General features: G+C 68.5%; 21 protein-coding genes. 13 read left to right on the top strand and 8 right to left on the bottom strand.

What is annotated here, in order from left to right; genetic code table 11:
- Positions 1-6 precede the first annotated feature (6 nt).
- From ACH4TV_RS39395 to ACH4TV_RS39365, 7 genes are all read left to right on the top strand, one after another.
- Positions 7-183, top strand: a complete 177-nt coding sequence (locus tag ACH4TV_RS39395) for a DUF397 domain-containing protein (protein WP_398406143.1) — start codon at positions 7-9, stop codon at positions 181-183.
- A gap of 22 nt (positions 184-205) precedes the next feature.
- A complete protein-coding gene (locus tag ACH4TV_RS39390) occupies positions 206-502 on the top strand; it encodes a hypothetical protein (RefSeq protein WP_398406142.1) in 297 nt (98 codons plus the stop codon).
- A 41-nt stretch (positions 503-543) separates the two neighbouring features.
- Positions 544-1,596 (top strand): MerR family transcriptional regulator, encoded by a 1,053-nt coding sequence (locus ACH4TV_RS39385; protein ID WP_398406141.1) that lies wholly within the window; start codon positions 544-546, stop codon positions 1,594-1,596.
- A 34-nt stretch (positions 1,597-1,630) separates the two neighbouring features.
- The gene (locus ACH4TV_RS39380; protein WP_398406140.1) at positions 1,631-2,140 is read left to right on the top strand and encodes a hypothetical protein; all 510 of its coding nucleotides are present in this window, start codon (positions 1,631-1,633) and stop codon (positions 2,138-2,140) included.
- Positions 2,141-2,526: 386 nt separating this feature from the next.
- Positions 2,527-3,036, top strand: coding sequence for a helix-turn-helix domain-containing protein (locus ACH4TV_RS39375; protein ID WP_398406139.1), 510 nt, complete (start codon positions 2,527-2,529; stop codon positions 3,034-3,036).
- A 105-nt stretch (positions 3,037-3,141) separates the two neighbouring features.
- Positions 3,142-3,522, top strand: coding sequence for an SH3 domain-containing protein (locus ACH4TV_RS39370; RefSeq protein ID WP_398406138.1), 381 nt, complete (start codon positions 3,142-3,144; stop codon positions 3,520-3,522).
- Between the two features lie 256 nt (positions 3,523-3,778).
- The gene (locus ACH4TV_RS39365) at positions 3,779-4,714 is read left to right on the top strand and encodes a dihydropteroate synthase (protein WP_398406137.1); all 936 of its coding nucleotides are present in this window, start codon (positions 3,779-3,781) and stop codon (positions 4,712-4,714) included.
- Between the two features lie 235 nt (positions 4,715-4,949).
- Here ACH4TV_RS39365 and ACH4TV_RS39360 read toward each other — a convergent pair whose 3' ends face one another.
- On the bottom strand, positions 4,950-6,728 hold the full coding sequence (locus ACH4TV_RS39360; RefSeq protein WP_398406136.1) for a serine/threonine-protein kinase: 1,779 nt from the start codon (positions 6,726-6,728) through the stop codon (positions 4,950-4,952).
- A gap of 114 nt (positions 6,729-6,842) precedes the next feature.
- Entirely contained in the window at positions 6,843-7,811 is a 969-nt protein-coding gene (locus ACH4TV_RS39355; RefSeq protein WP_398406135.1) for a helix-turn-helix domain-containing protein, read from the bottom strand.
- A 417-nt stretch (positions 7,812-8,228) separates the two neighbouring features.
- Here ACH4TV_RS39355 and ACH4TV_RS39350 point away from each other — a divergent pair, with 417 nt between their 5' ends.
- Positions 8,229-9,218: a helix-turn-helix domain-containing protein gene (locus ACH4TV_RS39350; RefSeq protein WP_398406134.1), complete on the top strand. Its 990-nt coding sequence runs from the start codon at positions 8,229-8,231 to the stop codon at positions 9,216-9,218.
- On the top strand, positions 9,215-10,081 hold the full coding sequence (locus ACH4TV_RS39345; protein ID WP_398406133.1) for a helix-turn-helix domain-containing protein: 867 nt from the start codon (positions 9,215-9,217) through the stop codon (positions 10,079-10,081). The genes ACH4TV_RS39350 and ACH4TV_RS39345 overlap by 4 nt, the downstream gene beginning before the upstream one ends.
- 135 nt (positions 10,082-10,216) lie before the next feature.
- On the opposite strand, the gene ACH4TV_RS39340 is transcribed toward ACH4TV_RS39345, so the two are convergent.
- The 4 genes from ACH4TV_RS39340 to ACH4TV_RS39325 form a co-directional block, all read right to left on the bottom strand.
- A complete protein-coding gene (locus ACH4TV_RS39340) occupies positions 10,217-11,668 on the bottom strand; it encodes an aldehyde dehydrogenase family protein (protein ID WP_398406132.1) in 1,452 nt (483 codons plus the stop codon).
- On the bottom strand, positions 11,665-13,398 hold the full coding sequence (locus ACH4TV_RS39335; protein ID WP_398406131.1) for an amidohydrolase family protein: 1,734 nt from the start codon (positions 13,396-13,398) through the stop codon (positions 11,665-11,667). The genes ACH4TV_RS39340 and ACH4TV_RS39335 overlap by 4 nt, the downstream gene beginning before the upstream one ends.
- 100 nt (positions 13,399-13,498) lie before the next feature.
- On the bottom strand, positions 13,499-14,617 hold the full coding sequence (locus ACH4TV_RS39330) for an LLM class flavin-dependent oxidoreductase (RefSeq protein ID WP_398406130.1): 1,119 nt from the start codon (positions 14,615-14,617) through the stop codon (positions 13,499-13,501).
- Positions 14,618-14,737: 120 nt separating this feature from the next.
- Positions 14,738-15,514 (bottom strand): SDR family NAD(P)-dependent oxidoreductase, encoded by a 777-nt coding sequence (locus ACH4TV_RS39325; protein ID WP_398406129.1) that lies wholly within the window; start codon positions 15,512-15,514, stop codon positions 14,738-14,740.
- Between the two features lie 221 nt (positions 15,515-15,735).
- On the opposite strand from ACH4TV_RS39325, the gene ACH4TV_RS39320 reads away from it, so the two are divergent.
- Complete coding sequence (locus tag ACH4TV_RS39320; protein WP_398406128.1) at positions 15,736-16,473, top strand: hypothetical protein; 738 nt, start codon at positions 15,736-15,738, stop codon at positions 16,471-16,473.
- 116 nt (positions 16,474-16,589) lie between these two features.
- A complete protein-coding gene (locus tag ACH4TV_RS39315; RefSeq protein WP_398406127.1) occupies positions 16,590-17,381 on the top strand; it encodes a hypothetical protein in 792 nt (263 codons plus the stop codon).
- 46 nt (positions 17,382-17,427) lie between these two features.
- Here the strand turns inward: ACH4TV_RS39315 and ACH4TV_RS39310 are convergent, their stop codons facing one another.
- On the bottom strand, positions 17,428-18,090 hold the full coding sequence (locus tag ACH4TV_RS39310) for a response regulator transcription factor (RefSeq protein ID WP_398406161.1): 663 nt from the start codon (positions 18,088-18,090) through the stop codon (positions 17,428-17,430).
- 209 nt (positions 18,091-18,299) lie between these two features.
- Positions 18,300-19,232, bottom strand: a complete 933-nt coding sequence (locus ACH4TV_RS39305) for an LLM class F420-dependent oxidoreductase (RefSeq protein ID WP_398406126.1) — start codon at positions 19,230-19,232, stop codon at positions 18,300-18,302.
- A gap of 301 nt (positions 19,233-19,533) precedes the next feature.
- Between ACH4TV_RS39305 and ACH4TV_RS39300 the strand changes: the two genes are divergently transcribed.
- Both ACH4TV_RS39300 and ACH4TV_RS39295 read left to right on the top strand, forming a co-directional pair.
- Entirely contained in the window at positions 19,534-20,235 is a 702-nt protein-coding gene (locus ACH4TV_RS39300) for a hypothetical protein (RefSeq protein ID WP_398406125.1), read from the top strand.
- A gap of 86 nt (positions 20,236-20,321) precedes the next feature.
- Positions 20,322-21,281: a transporter substrate-binding domain-containing protein gene (locus ACH4TV_RS39295; RefSeq protein WP_398406124.1), complete on the top strand. Its 960-nt coding sequence runs from the start codon at positions 20,322-20,324 to the stop codon at positions 21,279-21,281.
- Positions 21,282-21,285: the final 4 nt, after the last annotated feature.

Below are 21,285 nucleotides of genomic sequence, written 5' to 3'. Positions count from 1 at the left end.
GCCCTCATGCCCCAGCACGACTGGACGAAGTCGTCCCACTGCCAGGAAGGCGAAGCCTGCGTCCATATATCCGTCACCAGAGAAACGGTCCTGCTCGCCGACTCGGCAACGCCGGACCCCTCATCCATCATCTCGGCCGACCGTGATGCCTTCGCTGCCTTGATCCACATGCTCAAGAAATGACTTTCGGGAAGGGGCGGGACAAATGACCGACCGGACCGCGATCGAGGCCGGCCTGCGCCGGCTAGGCAAGGAAGGCCGCCCGGCCTCCGAGGCCGCGCGCTGGGTGATGCGGGAGATGGGGGACGACTTCAAGGTCTTCCAGATCATGGTCCACTTCTTCGGCGCCTACCACGTCCCGGTGGAACGCCTCCGGGAACTGGAACGCTGGGAGGGCCTGCGCACCGGCGGCCCCCTCACGGACGCGGAGTTGGACGCGATCGTCGGCCCGCTCACGGTCCGGGAGGCGCCACTCGTCGGTGTTGACCTTCGAGTTGGTTGAAGCTCAATGATGGCGAGGTGCCACATTCTGATTCTGAGCTGATGCCGATCGGGGTCTTCGCCCGACGCAGCGGGCTGACCGCCAGCGCGTTGCGGTTCTACGCCGACTCCGGGCTGCTGGATCCCGCCGAGGTCGACCCTGCCTCGGGCTACCGCTACTACGGCGCTGACCAGGTGGCGCGGGCGACCGTGCTGCGTCAGCTCCGTGAAATTGCCATGCCGCTCGCCGCTGCCGAGGCCGTCCTCGACGCCGGAGCCGAGGAGGCGGCCCGGCTGCTGGACGAGCATGTCGCGAAGGTTGTCGGGGACGCGGTCGCGGCGCAGCGGAAGGCCGCGGTCATCAAGTCCGCGCTCGGCAACGTGCCAGGTCTTCCGATCACGGCGCTCATGGGCCCCGTACTGGCGGATGCGATCGAGCAGGTCCTCACCGCGACCGCACATGAGCCCGGCATGCCGGTACTCGCCGGCCTGCGCATCGAGGCGAGTCATGAGGCGGTCGCCCTGACGGCGACCGACCGGTACCGGCTCTCCACACGAACCCTGGTGCCGAGTGAACCACCGACACAGACGTGGGCCGGCACGGTCGACGGTGACGAGCTGCGGGCCGTGGTCGCCGAGATCCGTCGCAGCGCGTTGGTGCGACTCGAAGCGGTGCCGCACGGGATCTGGCTCCGTGTCGACGAACGGGAGGACCGGCACTGCCGGTTGCTGCCCGAGGAGTTCCCCGACCATCGGCTGATGCTCGCCTCACTGGGCGAGGTCACCAGCCGCGTGACCGTCTCGAAGGAACTGCTCCTGCGGGCCCTGCAAGAACAGGCCGGCGATCACATCGCGCTCCACATCGCCGACCACGCAATAAACGTCCGGTCAGCGGATGACGCACACCCGGACATCCTGATCCCGGCCACCACGACGGGGCAGGCCCTCCGAATCCGGTTCGAGTTGACCACCCTCTATCCCGCCGTGAGCACCGCCATCGGCCCCGACGTGATGCTCGATCTGAGAGGACACGACCAGCCCGTCACGATCCGCTCCGCCGACCGCGGCGACCTCACCACTCTGGCCATGCCCGTTAAGTCCGACCACTCCGCCTGAACACGCAGACGAGCACGAGGACGAGGAACCCTCCATGACCGCCGCACCCGCTGATCCCGCCGGCCCCACCAGCCCCGACCCGACCATGGAAGCCATCGGCCACGCCGTCATCCAAGGCCGAGCCGGTGACGTCGCTTCCGCCCGCCAGGAACTTCTGACGCTGTGGTCCACGATCGGTGTCGTCGGCGACCCGTTGCACCGCTGCTCCCTCGCTCACTACCTCGCAGACCTCTACGAGGATCCCGCCCAGGCCCTCGCCTGGGACATCCGGGCCCTCGACGCCGCCGACGCCCTGACCGAGCAGCGCGTCCAGGAGCACGACGCCGCTGTCCACATCGCCGGCTTCTATCCCTCCCTGCATCTCAACCTTGCCGACAACTACCGCCGACTCGGCTCCTTCGAAGCCGCCACCGAGCACATCGACGCGGCCAGAACGCACGCCCCCAGCCTTCCTGAGAGCCCTTACGGTGACCTGCTGCGTGGCGCCATCCAAGAGGTCGCCGAAGCCATCGCCGGGCGGGACCGCACACGGCGTGACGTGTAGCCGCCCGATACGACTGAGAGCGTGAGTGGCCGAAGTGGCCGAAGTGGCCTGATTGTTGGCGCGTCGACCCGTTGTGGCCGTACGGCAGGCGAGCGCAGCATTCCCTCCGGTTCGGATCAAGGGGGAGACCATGATGGTGACGGCCTACGACAACGGTGCTCTGCCCGGCCGCGGACCGGGTTCCGCACTGGCACGATCACATGAGCCGTGCGCTCGCGGCGTCGGACCTCCATGTCCACCGTCCAAGCGACTTCCGGGCGTCGATGAGGTTCCCGGCGAGGGCCTCGCCGGGAACCTCGTCGTCCAGATCCCCAGATCCCTGCTGGCCCTGCCCATGAAGCGCGTCCCTCGGCCTCACCGCCGTATCGCTGGTCACACAGCACGGTGTGGCGGCGCTACTGGCGCAGTTCATGCTGCGGCTGTCCCGGGACGCCGATCACTTCCGGCCGACGGACGGCCCCCGGCTGGCCACCGTTCTCGTCGACCTGCTGTCCGCGACGCTCGCGCACGAACTCGACGCCGGACGCGCCCTGTTGCCGGAGGACCATCACCGCGTACTGGTCCTGCGCATCCAGGCGTTCATCCGGCATCACCTGGCCGATCCGAGCCCCGGCCTTGTCGCCGCGGCCCATCAGATCTCCCTGCGCCAGTTGCACCGGCTCTTCGAGCAACAGGACACGACAGTCGGCGCGTTGATCAGGCGGCAACGTCTGGAGCGCTGTTGCCACGACCTGGCCGACCCCCGCCTCAGCGCCCGGTCCATCAGCTCCATCGCCGCACGCTGGGGCTACCCAGAGCCCACATCCTTCAGCCGCGCCTTCAAGACGCTGTACGGCACCACACCACGCGAACACCGCCACCAAACCCAGCACCCCGGGGCGTCGGCCGTGCGCTGAAAGCCAACAACCCTACACGCGATGCCAACAACCCCACGACCACGTCAGGCATGCTCAGCCAGACGACGGGGAGAACGGCTCCCCGTGTTCTCAGGAGGACGCCTGATGGCAAGTTCCACGGTTTCCCGCAAGGTACGTCGGACACTGGGCGTCACCCTCGCCGCCCTCGGCCTCGCGGCCGGCGCCAACCTGGCCACGGCCACCCCGGGCAGCGCGGCCGCGGCGATCAGTTGCAGCGGCTGGGGCCACAGCAACAACGACTCCGGCGCGGGTTACTCCACGGGTACGTACGCCCTGAAGACCGGCCCCTACGCCGCCTGCGGCAACACCGGCCAGACGTACAACGGGACCTACCTCTACTACCACTGCTACGTGGTCAACGACTACGGCAACACCTGGACGTACGCGCGGATCTCCGGCACCAGCACCGAGGGCTGGTTCTCCGACGCCAACCTCGACGACGGCGGAGCCTCCGCACCCTGCTGACCCCGGTACTGCCTCACAGGCTCCGCGGCCCGCACTCCCGCCTCACTCCGAGGTGGGGGCGCGGGCCGCGGACGTTCCCGGCACGGACGTACGGGCTCTGAGGAAGAGCCTCTCGGCGGTGCGAGTTGGTCCCGACGGTCCTCGGAGCGAAGACCACCGTAATCGTGCAGGACGCGGGGGCCCGCGCCGTCGCAGTCGCCGGTCGCCGTAAACTCGGCCTCGCTCATATTCTGTATCTGGTCGAGAGTGAGGTCGTATGATTTCCCTTACCGATTTGGTGGATCTGGCGCGGCGATTCGAGGACGACCTGTCCTTACCTGTCGATCCACTTCGCGTGGGGGATCGAGAAATCGATGTCGACATCACCCCCGCCATAATGGGATGCGTCAATCTTTCTCAAGACTCCACCTATAGAGAGAGCATCGCGACCTCGACCCGCTCGGCCATTCGGAAAGGGCGTATTCTCGCGGCACAAGGAGCCGATATCGTCGATATCGGTGCTGAATCAAGCAACCCTCGTACCTTGCAGGTCACCGCAGAAGAGCAGATCTCCTCCTTGGTGCCTGTCGTGAAGGGACTTGCTTCGGAGGGGATCGCCGTTTCGATCGAGACCTACGAGCCTGCCGTTGCCCGGTCGTGCCTGGAAGCGGGGGCGCTCCTGCTGAACTACTCCGGCGGGCTGGCGTCAGACGGTGAAATATTCCCGATGCTGGCCGACCATCAGGCGACAGTCGTTCTCTGCTATGTCGAAGGCGAGAACTCTCGGGACGTGAGCGCCAAGGGCATCGACCAAGACCCCATCCCCAGGATGCTTGACTACTTTGAGAAACGCGTGGATCACGCTCGCTCCGTCGGGGTCGATCGCATTGTCATCGACCCTGGAATCGGCTTCTCTCACGAAAGATCTATAGCCGCCAATATTCGAACTCAATATCAGGGGCGGGCCCTCCTGAATACATTCCGGCTTCGCCGAATAGGGCTTCCCATCTGCCACGCCCTGCCTCACGCCTTCGGTCTGTTCGAAGATGAGTTCCGCACCGCCGAAGGCTTCTTTACGGTTTTGGCACATCTCGGAGGAACAGGGGTCTACCGCACTCACGAAGTGCCACAGATCAGGGCGATATTGGCGGCTCTCCGGGCACTCGGCCCTCAAGCCTTCGGTCTGGACAAGGCCGAGCCGACCGCCCGCTGAACTCCGTCGGACTCCTCACCCCGTCTCGGAGAGTCGGCACTTGCCCTCGTTCTCCACTGAGTTGAGCTGATACTCCTGTCGGGCCGGGCACGGGATGGGCCCTGTGCCGCGTGACAGGGGCAGGCCGGGGGCCCGGGACCGGCGCGGCGGGTGCGGGCGCCCGGGCACGGTCATCGGGTCGACCGGATCGTTGGAGGCGGCCCTGGGACGATGCCACTGGTGTCCGGAGCCTCGGTCAGGACTTCCGCACGTACTCTCCCGGTTCCGCGTCCACGGCCATGCTGAACAGCAGCAGATGGCCGTCGCGGGCGGCAGTCAGGGAGACCGCGTCGGGCTGGCGGCAGTCCTTGCCCGAGGCCGCGGTGTATGCCGCCGGGCTGAGCGCCAGGACCGGGGACACCGCGCCGATGACGTAGGTGCTGTCGCAGTACTGCTCCGTGCCGTCTTCGATGGCCGCGGTGACCGACATCCGCACCAGGCGGCCACCGACCGGGCCCTGGGTGATCCGGATCAGCTCCTTCTCTCGATAGGTCTCGTTGGCCGGCACCCACACGCCGACGTACTGATCCGGCACCGCGTTCCGTCCGCCGGTCGACCGATGGAAATCGGCCGTCAGGCCGCCGGACTTCCACCCCAGTACGTCCTGCGACCGTATCTTGAGGGTCTGCGGGGAGAGCGGCGTGCAGCGTCCCTGCGGCACCTCCGCGGTCACCTGGCCCTTGCCGACGACCAGTGTGTCGGCGTCGGCGGAGACCAGCTTGCTGCGCCCTGTGCACTGCAGATCGCCGCCGGTGTCGATGTACGCGGCGACTTTGTCACCCGGCCTGCCTTGTGAGATTTCCAGCCGCAGTACCCGTTTCGGCAGTTCGGGATCGCCCTCGAGTACGCCTTCCCAGGCGCCGACGAACTCGTCCGGGATGCCCGGCTCGGCGCTCGGCGACGCCGATGGAGAGGCCGACGCGTTCGCCGAGGGTGCGCCGCCCGTGGCGAGGTCCCTTTCACCGTCGTCACGCAGCGCCAGTGCCGTGCCCGTGGCCGCCGCGGCAAGCGCGACCACTCCGGCGAAAACCGGCCGCCACCGCCGCTTGGACCGCGTCGGCACCGGCGAGCCCTGCGGCGGTGTCTCCACGGTGAGCATCCGGGCGGCGAGCCGCCCGAGTTCGGCCAGCAGCTCTGCGGGCAGCCAAGGGCCGTCCGCCTCGGCGGGGGTGTGGACGCAGAGTTGCTCGGCTGTGGGCCGCCGCTGCGGCTCCTTGGCGAGGCAGGCGGTGACCAGACCGGTCAGCGACTGCGGCACCCCCGTGAGGTCCGGCTCCTCCTCGGCGATACGGAACATCAACGCGTGCAGCCCCAGCTCGGCGGAGCCGAACGGCAGCCGCCCCGTCGCCGCGTACACCAGCACGGAACCGAGGCTGAACATGTCCGCGGCAAGCGTCACCCGCTCTCCGCGCACCTGCTCCGGCGACATGAAACCGGGCGAGCCGAGCACGACCCCGGTGGAGGTACGCAGACTGCCCGCCACGGTGTCGAGCGCCCGGGCGATGCCGAAGTCGATGACGCGCGGGCCGTCGACGGTCAGCAGGATGTTCGACGGTTTGATGTCGCGGTGCACCAGGCCCGCGCCGTGGATGGCGCGCAGCGCACGGGCGAGCCGCCCGGCCAGGGAATGCAGCGTGGCCTCGGGCAGCGGCCCATAGCCCGACTCGACGACCTGGTGCAGTGAAGGCCCGGGGACGTACTCGGTGGCCACCCAGGGTGCCGCGACCTCGGTGTCGGCGCCCAGCACCGGCGCCGTCCACTCACCGCCCACCCGGTGCAGCGCGGCGACCTCCTGGCGGAACCTGGCCCGGAACTCGGGGTCTTCGGCCAGCTCCGCCCTGACCACCTTCACCGCCGCCGCCCGCCCGCCCGCGGAACGTCCCAGGAAGACCTGACCCATACCGCCGGCACCCAGCCTGCCGATCAGCGTGAAGTCCCCCATCCGCCGCGGATCCCCCGGCTCCAGGACGTGCATCCGTGCCCCGCTCTCCCCGTGTGCGTCAACTCGCTCTGCGCGGCGGCGACATTACCGGTTCGAACAGAAACCGGCCCGTTGCGATAGGGACTCGGCGCACGGCCTGATTCCCGGCTACTGGGTTTTGTGACGGTGGTCGCGTGGGGTGATTCCGTACAGCGTCTTGAATGCGCGGCTGAAAGACGTCGGCTCCGGGAATCCCCAGCGTGCGGCGATCGAGCTGATGGAGCGGGCGTTGAGGTGGGGGTCGGCCAGGTCGCGGTGGATGCGCTGCAGTCTGCTGCGGCGTATGCCGTTGGCGATCGTGGTCCCCTGGCCCTGGTAGAGCCGGTGGAGGTAGCGGACGGAGATGTGATGGGCGGCGGCGACCGCGGTCGGCGACAACTGCGGATCGCCCAGGTTGCGTTCGATGAAGGAGTGGATGGCGACCATCAAGGCCTGCTGACGGCATTCCGGGGGGACGGTGTCGGCTGCGTCCACGTGCTGTGCCAGGAACGCGATGACCAGGTCAAGGGTGACCGCGCCCAGGCGGACGGCGTCCTGCGGACCCATGGCAGCAAACTCGGCGGCCAGGTTGGTGAGGAACTGGGACAGCAACGCCCCCATGCCCACGTCTCCCGGCAGCGGTGTCGCCAGGAGACGGTCGACCTTCTCCGCGGGAAGAGGCACCGCCGCACGGGGCACGTTCACGATGATCCCCTCGACCACACCCTCGTGCTCGGGGAGCACCTGAGCATCGGTCGGATGGGAACTGTCGTACAGCAGCAGGTCTCCAGCCCCCACCGACGCGTCACGACCGCCTTGAGAGATGCTCTGTCCGCCTCTGAGCGTCAGGAACAGGTGGTACAGCTCCGGGTCGGACCGACGCACCAACGCCGGTGTGCGACGCGAACGCAACGACGGGTAGGACAGCACCGACGCCTGCGTGACCCCGAGATCCAGCAGGCGGAGGCTGGCCCGGAAATCATCGGCGTGTTCGCTGGTGATCACCGTGGGCGTGAGCGTCCGCGAGGTCAGATCCCGCCACCATTCGAACCGATCACCGACCGGTAACTCATCGCTGCGGAACGCTGTTTCGATCACCTGACACCCCTCATATCGTCATGACCCCGTTCCTCCTGGATGCCGACGGTGTGATGATTCGCGCCGGCTCCGGGAGCTCTCGAGTGCCGTGCGCTTTCCGCCCGTTCGTGATTCGTCCCTTCCCCGTGGGGACGAATCAGGGTGGACCGCGCCGTCCGGCTTGCACCACAGAGATTGCTGGTCGATCCGGAGCTGGGCCAGTGAGGCCGACCCCGTTGGGACACCGTGGGACGTCCCACGCGTTGACCTGCCGATATGCCCGGAGTGATGCGGCATCGCTGGGACGCCCGTCCCTCGCGGGGCCATCACTGAGGGCATGGTTGTGGAGCGTCGGCCTGGCCCTGGAGCCCGCGCGAGGTGTACTAACAGGGCAGGGGGCGGGAGCCCTGGGGGGTCTGATGCGTATTGGGGTGGGGCGTGTCGCGTTGGAAGGAACTGCCGGATTCTCTCGACCAGAGAGTCCGTCAACTTGTTGTGCAGTTGCGGAGGTTGAAGGACCGCAGCGGGCTGAGCCTGGACGTGCTCGCGAGCAAGACCGGCTACAGCCGCTCGTCGTGGGATCGCTACCTCAACGGGAAGGCACTGCCGCCGCGGCACGCGGTGGAGGAGCTGGCGCGGGTCGCGGGGGCGGATCCGGTCCGGCTGCTGGTGCTGCACGAGGTGGCCGAGGAGGCGTGGCCGCAGCGGACCGCGTCGTCCTCGCCGGCCGGTGCCGAGGACGGCGACGAGCAGGGAGCAGAGGGCGAGGCGGCTGCCGGGCCTGCCGGTGCGGCCGAGGACTCTGCGGCGTCGGCGGAGGGACCCGGGGCTCCGGAGCAGGAGCCCACGGTGTGGGGGAAGGGGCCCACGGTGTCGGGGGCCGGGCAGCCGCCGGGGGTGCGCAGACCCGTCGTCCTCGCTGCCGTGGTGGCCGCCGCGCTCGTGGGAATGGCCGCCGGAATGCTGATCGCCGCGCCCTGGGGCGATGACGACGGCGGAGGCACCAAGGTGCAGACGGCGCAGGACGGCCCACTGCCGAGCAGCAGTACCACCAGTACCGGTGCCGCTACTGGCACTGGCACTGGCACTGGTAGCGGCATCAACAGCAACAACACCTCTACCGAGGGGCTGGGTTGGTACGTCTTCGAGCCCAGCAAGTCGTACTCCTGCAAGGTCCGCCGGACCGGCGCGGCAGGCGGGGAGCTGTTCGCCGGTTTCAGCGCGACACGCACCGCCGTCCTTGCCGGCCCGGGCTGGGACGTGGTGGAGGCCCAGTGCCTGCTGGGCCATCACCGGATGGAGCCGGGCATCGTCGACGGGGTCTACGGGCAGCAGACCATCGCGGCCGTGATGCGGCTGCAGAAGAAGGCGGGGCTGCCTGCGGACGGCGTCGTGGGCCCGCACACCTGGCAGGTGCTGCGCGGATGACAGGCCCCGCACCGGAGTGCGTGGCACTGGCCGAAGGGCTCCGCGAGATGAGGGCGCGGACGGGCCTGAGCCTGGCGGCGCTGGCCGAGCGCACCCCGTACAGCAAGTCGTCCTGGGAGCGCTATCTCAACGGGAAGAAGCCGGTGCCCCGGCAGGCCGTGGAGACGCTGTGCGCGATGGCCGGGGAGTCCGCCGGGCGGCTGCTCGCGCTGTGGGAACTGGCGGACACCGAGTGGAGCGGGCGCGCCCGGCACACCCGCCCCCCGGCCGCGTCGACCGCCCCACCCCCGCCCGAGCCCGCCTCCCCGCCCGCGTCCGCCCTGGTCCCCGCAGGTGCCGTGGGGACCAGGGCGGACGCGGGCGTCCACAGGAGGGCTCGGCGTCAGGGGCTGTTCGTCGCCGGAGCGGGTGCGGCCGCAGTGGCGATCTTGGCCGCGCTGTCTCTGCGGAGCCCCGGCACCGCCGCCGGAAGCCCGGCGAGCCTGGCCTCCCCGACACTGGATCCCGTCCCCGGATGCCAGGGGAAGGCGTGCGACGGGAAGGATCCCAAACCGATGGCCTGCGGACTGCCCGGCCGGGTGGACTCGCTCGGTCCGCCGCACCGCACCAGCACCGGTACGAGCGTGGAGCTCCGGTACAGCAGAGTGTGCGCCGCCGCGTGGGGCCGGATCTGGCATTCGAAGGTCGGGGACATGATCGAGGTCTCGGCCTCCGGCACCACTCCGCGTCGAGTCGTCGTCAGAAACACCGCGGATACCGCCGTCTACCGCTTCACTCCGATGATCGGCGGCCCGAACCGGACCGACCTACAGCTGTGCTTCACACCGGCGGGCACCACGGGCCGGGAGTGCTTCGACTCCTGACAGCCCGAGGGTACGTGCGTGCCTCCTGGCGGAGCCCTGGCACAAGGTCGCCGGCCCGGACCCCCGCCTCACCCCGAGGCGGCGGTCCGGGCCACGGCCGTACCCGCCCGCACCGCCCTGCCGCCCTGACCGCCTTCACCCAGGCCAGACGATCGCCTGCACCTCGCTGTACGCATGCAGCGCGTACGACCCCACATCGCGCCCCACCCCGCTCCGCTTGAACCCGCCGAACGGCGCCTCCATGTTCCGCCCGACGGTGTTCACGCCCACTCCGCCCGCCCGCAGCCGCCGCGCGACCCTGAACGCACGGGCCACATCCCCCGACCAGACGTAGTCGATGAGCCCGTACTCGCTGTCGTTCGCGAGCGCGACCCCCTCCTCCTCGTCGTCGAAGGGGATGACGGTCACCACCGGTCCGAAGATCTCCTCCCGGGTCACCCGCATGTCGTTCGTGCAGTCGGCCAGGAGAGTCGGGGCGACATAGAACCCCCGGTCGTACGACGGCCGTTCGCCGCCCGCGACGACCACCGCGCCCTCCTTCCGGCCCAGTTCGACGTACGCCTCGACCCGGTCCCGGTGCGCCGCCGAGATCACGGGACCGACCACCGTGCCCTCCGCGCGCGGGTCACCGACCCTCACGTGACCGGCATACGCGGCGAGTTGCTCCACGACCCGCTCGTACACGCCCCGTTGCGCCAGTACCCTCGTCGGCGCCGTGCAGATCTGCCCGCTGTAGAACGAGAACGTCGTACCGATGCCCGAGACGGCGGACCGGACATCCGCGTCGTCGAAGACGAGCGCGGCGCCCTTCCCGCCCAGTTCCATCAACTGGCGTTTCATGCCACGCCCGCACACCTCGGCGATGCGCTGCCCGACCGCCGTGGACCCGGTGAAGCTGACCATGTCGACGTCCGGCGAGTCGACGACCGCCTCGCCGACCCCGGCGCCCAGCCCGCTCACCACGTTCACGACCCCCGGCGGCGCGCCCGCCGCCTCCAGTGCCTCCGCCATCCGGTAGACCGACAGGGGGTCCTGCGGAGCGGGCTTCACGACCACCGTGTTGCCCATCGCGAGGGCGGGCGCGATCTTGCCGGCCGGGTTGGCCCAGGGGTTGTTGTACGAGGTGATGCAGGCGACCACGCCGACCGGCTGGCGTACCGCCAACGCGCCCATCACCGCGGCCTTTCCGAACGGGCCGGCCTCGTTGATCTGCGGGGGGATCGCCCACTCGGCCGTTTCGACCTTCGCGTACCGGCGGAAGCGGGCCGCGCCCACGCCCACCTGCATCCCGCGTGCCGTCCCCGTCGTGGCGCCGGTCTCCGCCTGGGCGAGCGTGGCGTACGGAACCAGGTGGCTCTGGATGATGTCCGCCGCCCTTCCCAGTACCGCCGCCCGTTCCGCCGCCGGCAGCCGTGACCACGGTCCGAAGGCCTCGCGGGCCGCCGCGGCGGCGGCGTGCGCCTGATCCCGCGAGGCCTCCGGCGCCCACCCGACGACGTCCTCCGTCGCCGGGTCGATCACCTCGTAGTGCCCGCCGGCCGGTTCCACCCACGAACCGCCGACGAACAGCCGCTGCCCGTCCGTCACTTGGTACTCACCGTGGCCGTGTCCCGGCCCGAGCGGAGCACCTTGCCCGGCACCGCACCCGTCACCGTGTCCTCCCTGATGGCCTCAACTCCGTTGACCCACACCGCGGTCACCCCGATCGCCTTCGAGTCGAGACGCGGACTGTCGCCCGGCAGGTCGTGCACCAGGGTGGCCTTGTCGGCGGCGATCCGCTCCGGGTCGAAGAGGACCAGGTCCGCATGGAAGCCCTCCTGGACACGTCCCCTCTCCCGCAGGCCGAACAGCTGCGCCGGGTCGTCCGTCAGCATCTGCACCGCCCGCTCCAGCGACACCAGTTGGCGCCCCCGCAGACAGTCGCCGAGGAAGCGGGTCGTGTACGGGGCTCCGCACATGCGGTCCAGGTGCGCGCCGGCGTCGGAGCCGCCGAGGAGCACGTCCTCGTGCCGCCAGGTCTCGGCGCGCAATGCCCAGGACGCGGGGTCGTTGTCCGTCGGCATGGGCCACAGGACCGTACGCAGTTCGTCGGCCGTGCAGATGTCGACGAGGCAGCTGAAGGGGTCCTGGCCGCGCTCGTCGGCGATGTCCTGCACCACCCGCCCGGTCAGGCCCTCGTTCGCCGCGCTGTAGGTGTCCCCGATGACGTACCGCCCGAAGTCCGTCAGCCGCCGGAAGACCCCCGCCTCCTCGCTCCGCCCGGCGCGGACCATCTCCGCCCGTACCTCGGGGTCGGCGAGCCGGGTGATCCGCTCCGGGACCGGGAGGCCCAGGATCGGCCCCCAGCCGGGTATCAGGTTCAGCGCGCAGAAGGTCCCGAGGGACATGTTCATCGGCGTGAGGATGGGCATCGTCAGCGCCACGACCCGGCCACCCGCCTTGCGGGCGCGCTCACTTGCCTCCAACTGCCGGGGGACACGGGCGGGTACGGAGGCGTCGATCGTCAGCACGTTCCAGTTCAGGGGGCGCCCGGCCGCGGCGCTCATCTCGACGAACAGATCGATCTCGTCGTCACTGAACTGGTCGAGGCACCCTGCGACGATCGCCTCGATCTGCGTACCCTCGTGCTCGCCGACCGCCCGGGAGAGGGCGATGAGTTCGGCGGGCAGCGCGTGCCGGGACGCGACCGGTTTGCCGTCCCCGTCGGAGTGCGAGGACGACTGCGTGGTGGAGAATCCCCAGGCGCCGGCGTCCATCGCCTCGTGGAACAGCCGCAGCATGTCGGCGAGTTGAGCCTCCGTCGGCTGTCCGCCCACCGCGTCCGGGCCCATGACGTACCGCCGAAGCGCGCAATGCCCCACCATGAAACCGGCGTTGACCGCGATCCGCCCCTCCAGCGCGTCCAGATACTCCCCGAACGAGCTCCAGCTCCAGGGCGCCCCCTCCTCCAGCGCGACCAGCGACATCCCCTCGACCTTGGACATCATCCGGCGCGTGTAGTCGGCGTCGTCGGGCCGGTCAGGGTTCAACGGGGCCAGCGTGAAACCGCAGTTACCGGCGGCGACCGTCGTGACCCCGTGATTGAGAGAGGGGGTCGCATACGGATCCCAGAAGAGCTGGGCGTCGTAATGCGTATGCGGATCGACGAACCCGGGCGCGAGGACCAGCCCGGACGCGTCCTCGGTAGTCCGGGCCTCCTCGGTCACAGCGGCACCAATGACGGCGATACGCCCGTCCCGGAGGCCCACGTCGGCGACGTACGCGGGCGCGCCGGTCCCGTCAACGACGGAAGCACCCTTGATCAGATGGTCAAGCAAGACGGCACCTCATTCCCAACGTCCGCGCAGACGAGCCCCGACAGGGGCGCGGGGAACTGCGCGAGAAACCACAACGAACCCGCACCCGCCGACGCACCCCTCAAGCCACCCCCCGGAACCGCGAAGTCCGATGCACCGGATCCGTATCGATCTTCGGAATCACGTGCTCCCCGACCAACCTGATCGTCTGCAGCGTGTCCTCCTTCGAGATCCCGATAGGCATCCCAAAACTCAACTGGTCGGCGCCGGCCTGCTCCCACCGCTTGCACTGCGTCAGCACCTCGTCCGGATCCCCGCAGATCAACAGCTCCTCAGCGATGAGCAGTTCGATGATCTCCTCGTTGAACTCCGGCAGCGTCTCCGGCCACACAGGGAACCCCTCAGGACGCGGAAACGTGTCGTGGTACCGGAAGAGCAGCGACTGCAAGTAGTGCAGGCCACCCCCCGCCGCGATCCGCACCGCCTCCGCGTGCGTAGGCGCGCACACCGCCGTCGACGTCACCATCACGTTGTCGTTGACGAAATCCCCGACGGGCTCCGCGTCCACGATCGCCGTCTTGTACTGCTCAAGCACCCACTCCATGTCGGAGACCTTCTGCACGCTGAAGCCGAGAACGCCCAGCCCCTTGCGGGCGGCCATGCCGTACGAGGGCGGCGACCCGGCGGCGTACCACATCGCGGGGTGCGAGGGCCCGTACGGCTTGGGGAGGATCTTGCGCGGCGGCAGGGCCCAGTGCTTGCCCTGGAAGCCGACGTACTCGTCCTGCATCCACATCTTGGGGAACTCGGCGATCGTCTCCTCCCACAGCTCCTTCGTGTGGTTCATGTCCGTGATGCCGGGCATGAAGCCGAGGATCTCGTGGGAGCCGGCGCCCCTGCCGGTGCCGAACTCGAAGCGGTTGCCGGTGAGATGGTCGAGCATGGCGACCTTCTCGGCCACCTTCACCGGGTGGTTGACCGGGGCGAGCGGGTTGAAGATGCCGGAGCCGAGGTGGATGCGCTCGGTGGCGTGGGCGAGGTAGCCGAGGTAGACGTCGCTGGCGGAGAGGTGCGAGTACTCCTCCAGGAAGTGGTGCTCGGTCACCCAGGCGTACTTGAAGTTCGACTTGTCCGCCTCGATGACGTACTCGGTCTCCTCCATCAGCGCCTTGTGCTCCGCGAGCGGATCGGTCTCGGCCCGCTTGCCCACGTATCCCTGTACAAAGAGCCCGAATTCCAAGGAGGTTCACCGTCCCCAGTCCCAGTCAGGGTTTCTGACGATCCGTCAGATCCATAGTCGACTGTTCCACCGGCCCCATGGAGCGTCAATAGCTGACGCCCAGTCAGAAGCCACGACACGTCAGACGACACTCACGCCTGCGAGCCAGCCCCCGTCGATCACGAACGGCTGCCCGGTGATGTACGAGGAGTCCTCCGAGGTGAGGAACAGCGCGAGCCGCGCCACCTCCTCCGGCCGCCCGATCCGGCCCAGCGGCACGAGCTTGCGGTACATCCTGTCCAGGCCCCGCGCGGCACCATCGACGTCCGAACCCGGGTCCAGTACGGCCGGGTTGGACATCGCCGTGTCGATGGCGCCGGGGCACACCGCGTTGACCCGTATCCTCCGGCGCGCCAGTTCCAGCGCGGCGACCCGGGTGAGCCCGACGATGGCGTGCTTGCTGGCCGCGTACGCCCCGACCGCCGCCATTCCGGTCACCCCGGTGTACGAGGCGGTGTTGACGATCGTCCCGCCGCCCGCGTCGGCGATGTGCGGCGCGACCGTCTTGATGCCGAGGAAGCAGCCGACCTGGTTGACCTGTACGACCTGCATGAACTCGTCGAGGGGCGTGTCGAGGAGGGCGTTGAAGCGCAGGATGCCGGCGTTGTTGACCAGCCCGTCGATCCGCCCGTACGCCTTCCCGGCGGCGGCGACGGCCGCCTGCCAGCCCTCCTCCTCGCGCACGTCGAGATGGACGTACAGCGCCCCCAACTCCTTGGCGAGCGCCTCCCCCTGGTCGTCGAGCACATCCGCTACGACCACCCGCGCGCCCTCCGCCACGAAGAGCCGCGCCTCCTGCTCCCCCTGACCGCGTGCCGCGCCGGTGACGATGACGACCCGTCCGTCGAGCTTGCCCATGCGGAACCCCTTCGCAGCGTTCACATCGCTCGGATCGATGGAGGCCAGCATCGTACCGCCGTGCCTGACGATGCGTCAGATACCGCGTGGTGTGTGCGCGAGCACACACCAAGTAACCGGTGAGTAGGGATATTTGACCCTGTCGCCGACCTCCCGCCGACACCAATAATTCTTCACGAACAGGTAAAGCCAACACCAAGGAATCCCAGGGACGGAGCGGCATGGCCAAGAGGCGTCTGAAGAACAAGAAGGTCCGACTCGTGGCGGTCGGGTCGGCGCTGGCGACCGGCGGCGCGATCATCGCCCTCCTTCCGTCGGCGAACGCGGCCGAGGAGGAGAAGACTCCCGAACAGATCATCAGGATGTGCGAACGGTCGTCGGTGCTCAACGGAAAACAGCAGTCCGTTCGGGATTTCGGGGGCGCCTTCGCGGATGGTTTCGAAGCCTCCAACTGTGACTACGTCGAGACGAATTTCCAGTCGTTCGACGGCCCCACGGAGAAGGCCTCCATCGACTTCCCGAACTGCGAACCGAACGCCACCGAACCGGCGAAGGTGTCGATCACCTGGAAGGCCACGGTGGGCCAGGGATCGGGCAAGTACACCGCGACCCAACAGGGCGCCGGCGGCGGACTCTTCGGCTTTCTGAGCGGGGCCTGGCTCAAGCACAAGGGAACCACCGACATGACCGTCAAGTCGGTGACCGCCGGCGACACGGAGAACCGGGAGGTTCCGGTCGGCAAGGTCCTGCACATGGAGTTCACGCCGAAGATGCAGCGTATGACCGGCGAATGGCGGGTGAGGCAGGACGCATTCCCCGGAAGCTTCGCCGTGAACCCCTCCCCGGAGAAGAACTTCGTCGCGTCGGAACTCGTCGAGGGACCCGTCATCCTGCCGGGCGCCGCCGGAGCCGCAGGCATCGCGGACGGGGCGGTCAAGCCGATCCTGACCGACTGCTGACGACGCCCTCCCATGTCCCGCGCTTTTCCCCCACACACGCCACACACACCACACACACCTCGTCCCACCTGGCCGAATGCCCTCAACTCCCCCCTTTCCCCGCAAGGAGACGCACCATGACCCGCACCAGCCGCAAGGGACATCACCGGAGCAAGAAGAAGCGCGTCGTCATCGCCATGGCGCCGGTGGTGGCCATCGCGGTGGCCGTTCCGCTGATGAACCAGGCGGGTGCCGCCACCCCGTCCGAGGTGACGAAGGACTGCGCGCAGAACAACCCGAAGCTGGAGAACTGCGAATTCGTCGACGTCCAGTTCAAGAGGGACAACCTCGGGCCCAACAAGCGCGTATCCACCATTACTGACAACTGCGGTTCCACCAGCGCCCTCTCGAAGGCCTTCAGCGTGTCGGCATCGGTGACGAGGTCCATCACCCTGGAGGACGGGTTCACCGCTTCCGCCGACTCCAAGCTGGGAAACTCGTTCTTCGAGATCGGCGCCAAGTTCAACACCACGGAGATCGACCTCAAGCGTGACGACACGGGAACCGGATTCGACTTCTCCCGGACCGACACCGTGAAACCCAACCACATCGGGTTCTTCATGTGGTCGGAGAAGCGCACCGACGTGAGTGGATTCCTCAAGGCTACGTACAAGGACGCGCAGGACGGCCAGAAGGTGTTCTTCTCGCCGAGCGAGGGCGCCACGAGCGTGCACGTCTTCTATCCACAGCTCCTGAAGAACGGCACGCCTGACGGCCGTCTCTGGCTGCGCAACGTCGAGTGCGGAACTCCCCAGGCCAACGGACTCCAGAACTCGGAGAACAGCGTCAGGGCGGAGCCCGGTTTCGGCGAGGGCGGCGCAAACGTCTCGGACGTGGAAATCCCGGTGACGGAGATTCCGGCGCCGTAACGGGATCCGGAACGGAATTCAGCGAACAGGGCGGCGCCGGCTGTTCTCACATGCGAACAGCCGGGGTCGCCCCCAGCCATCTCAGCACCGCGTCCGTACTCCCCCGGGCGTCGAGCTTGGCGTAGATGTTGCTGAGGTTGTTGCGGACGGTCTTCTCGCTCAGCCTTAACCGCAGCCCGATCTCCTGGGCGCCCAGGCCGGTCGACAGCAGCTCCATGATCTGCCGTTCGCGCGGAGAGAGCAGCCCCCGCAGCCGTTCCATCGCGGCACCGGCGAGCGACCCGCTCCCGCCGCCCGCACCACCCCCCGACACCCGCTGGACCCCCTCCCGGAGGGCGGCGCACGCGGCCGGCGAGAGGTAGGTGTGCCCGACCGTGGCCGCCATGACCGCAGAGGACAGCATGCAGGTGCAGTAGTCGCCCTCGACCAGGTAGCCGCCCCCGCCCCGGAACACCTCCACCACGGTCTCGGTGTCCCGCCGGGGACTGACGACGATCACCGGAGCGCTCACGGCACCCATGGCGCCCAGCAGCACCGGAAACGCGGTCGTCGGTTCCTCGCACCACAGGACGACGACGTCCGCGGCGCGTTCCTCGCGGACTTCACCGAGCTCACGGTAGGGCGGGGTCACGCGCAACACCCGTTCCACATACGGGTCTTCGGGTTCCGGCCACCCCTCGTGCGGCCACCCGCCGTCGGCACAGGCCAGGGCGACGCACAGCCCGGCCGGGGGCGCGGGCGGGGACACAGGTGAGGAGTGGTCGACGAGACGGGGAGCGCGCACCGTGCATGTCCTTCCGCCGGAGCCGTGACGTCCGTACGTTCATCCATACGCGGCTCGGCGTGGACATGTTCAAATCTTCAAAGAGAACTGTCCGGACTCCCCGACACCCGGGCTCCCAGACACCCCAGCCACAACTACAGCAGCGGCGCCACCTCCGCCCCGAACGCGCCCATCTGGTCGGTGAGTTCGGCGAGACTCCGGCTCCGGAACCGCACCTGGATCTGGTCCACCCCCATGGCGCCGTACGCCCGCAGCGACTCGGCGAGTGCGTCCGGCGCCCCGCTGACCGTCCGCCGCCCGACCTCCCACCCGGGCGCGCCGACGTACAGCGGCTCGGTGATGGCCCCGACGACGAACGGCCCCTGGACAGCGGCCTGTTCGCGCATCCGCCGGATACGGGTGATCTGGTCCGGGAGCCGGTCGCGCGGGTCGCCCTGCGGCAGCCAGCCGTCGCCCTTGAGCGCGGCCCGGCGTACGGCGGCGGGGGACGACCCGCCGACCCACAGCGGTACGCGTTCCTGGGCCGGCCGTGGACGCTGGCCGAGCCCCTCGAAGTCGTACAACTTGCCGTGGAACTCCGGGAATTCGTCCGCCCCGAGGGCAGCGCGCAACGCGTCGATCGTCTCGTCGAGCACGGCCCCCCGCCGCTCGAAGTCGACCCCCAGCGCCTCGAACTCCTCCTGTACGTGGCCTGCTCCGACCCCGAGGATCAGGCGCCCGCCCGAGAGGTGGTCGAGGGTGGCGTACTGCTTGGCGGTGAGGAGGGGGTGGCGCAGGCCCACGACGGCGACATGGCTGAGGAGTTGGACGCGCTCGGTGACGGCGGCGAGGTGGGCGAGGGTGGCGACGGGGTCGTACCAGACGGTGCTCATCGCGGGGGCCAGGCGGCGCGGGATGGCGACGTGGTCACAACTCGCGAGGTAGGCGAAGCCGGCGCGGTCCGCGGCGCGGGCGATGTCGAGGAGGTCGGCGGGGGTGGCCGAGGCCTCCCAGGGTTCGGTGTAGAGGGTGGACTGGGACTGGATGGGGAGTTGCATGCCGTAGCGGAGACGGGTGGTGGGGGCCATAGGGAGGGCACCTTCCCTTATCTGACGGTCCGTCACATACGAACGCCAGCATCATGGTCGATGCTGACGCACCGTCAGGCAAGTGCGGGGGTGGCATTCCTCTCCGGCCGGGGATACCGAGCGAGACGAATCAACAAAAAAGAAGATCGACCGCGCAGATCGCCCTCAACCATATCCCCCTTTCATTCAACTTCGCATGAATTCAGGATGGTTATCCTGCTACATGGCGAGGAACCGCTATTGTCCCGCATACGTTTCCACCTCAGCAGTCCCACAGAGTGCGGCCCTCGCGGAGAAGACCATGATCAGACGGCGTCGAGGTTCATCCCGGCACGCCCCCACCCCCGGGCCGTCTGCGCCCGGGCCGGGCGCAGACGGCCCGGCCTCGCCGCCCTTGTGGCTGCTCGTGCCGGCCTTCGCCGCAGCGACCCTGTTCGCCGCCTCGTCCTATCTCTGGGCCGACTGGGGCACGCCAGAAGAACGCGCGCAGTACGGCACCGTCAGCCTCACGGTCGCCGGGGTACTGCTGGGCATGTTGGTGAACGTCTTTCTGCACCTGCCGCTGAGGTCCCTCACCGCCCTCGTCCTCGCCCTCGCCCTCATGTGCACAGCCGCTGGACTCGGCATCGCCCACTGGAAGGAACACCTGCCGATCGACGTGACCAACAAGGTCCTCCTCAGCGGGAAGGAACACACCGTCACCGTCGGCCCCAAGGAGGCCTTCGAGCTCTCCGTGCCGCTGCCGGAGGAGCGTGACCACTTGGAGCTGACCCTCAGCGGAGAGGATCTCGACCCGGGGTCAGGCACGGACTGCCTGCCCGGCAGCAGCCTGGTCCTCACCGGTGACGGCCTTCCCAAGGAGGAGAAGGACGTCCGGTTCGGAGAGGTCGTGACGGTACGGATCAGCCAGGTCCACGGCACCGTAAGGCTCGAAGCCAGACTGACGGCCGATCCCGAGTGCCGTATCCGTATCACCCCGAGTCGCGCGGTCATCGACTCCTGACAAGGCTCACGCACGCCACCCGTCCGCCCGTTCCGCCCCGCCCCGTACGTGCTCAGTCCGGCTCTCTCCCCGTAAGGATCCGCTACATGCGCCTCGCCACGCGCCTGCGCCTCGCCGCCGCGTCCCTCGTCGTGCTCACGACCACGTCCTGTCTCGGTGGGGACGACAGCCTCAACAACACGACAGATTCGTCGTCGCCGGTTCCCGCACCGTCGAGCGCACCGGCAAGTGCCGTGGCGGGCCCGGGCGGTCCGGCCTTCCCCAAGGTTGTCGACATCGGCGCCAAGATCGATCAGCCCGGCTTCAACGAGTTCGACGCATCGTCGCACGAGTACTCCGGTTTCGAGGAGGAGCTGGCCAGCTACCTCGGTAAACACCTCGGATTCAAGCCGGACTTCGACGATGTGCTGTCGAGGGAACGTGAGCAGGCACTCGTCGACGGCTCCGTCCAACTGGTGATCGCGACCTACACCATCACGAAGCCTCGGCTGAAGGAGATCGACTTCGTGGGGCCCTACCTGGAGACCCGGCAGGGCCTGCTGGTGCGTGACGACAACACGGAGATCAAGAGCCGGAAGGACACGGCGGGAAAGCAGATCTGCACAGTGAACGGATCGACATCGGATCCCGAGGCGGACGGCTCAACCCCGGATCCCAAGAAGGTCAATCCACTGCACAAGGACGCCGATCTTGTCTTCGAAGACGACTACAGGGCCTGCGTCCTGCAGCTTCGGGACGACAACGTCGACGCCGTCTGGACGGACCGGGTCATCCTTTACGGATTCGCCCAGGAATACGAAGACGTTCGCGTCGTGGACAAGATCAAGGTGGGCAAGATCCAGCGGTACGGGATCGGCCTGCCCAAGCACCACAAGCAGCAGTGCGATCAACTGACCGAGCAGCTAAGGAAGTTCCTGAGGGACGAGTGGCTTTCCAACTTCAGGGAGCGCTTCCCCAACATTGTCGAAGCCGAGAAGGAGGACTACGAACCGACGTACAAGCCCACCGAAGAGGATGTCACCACCTACACGCGGTGCACCCCCTAGTCGT

Origin of the sequence: Streptomyces sp. NPDC020898 (genome assembly GCF_044333925.1) — a bacterium.
Classification (GTDB): domain Bacteria; phylum Actinomycetota; class Actinomycetes; order Streptomycetales; family Streptomycetaceae; genus Streptomyces.
Note: the sequence above shows the minus strand (reverse complement) of the source record. Positions and strands in the feature narration are given on the sequence as shown.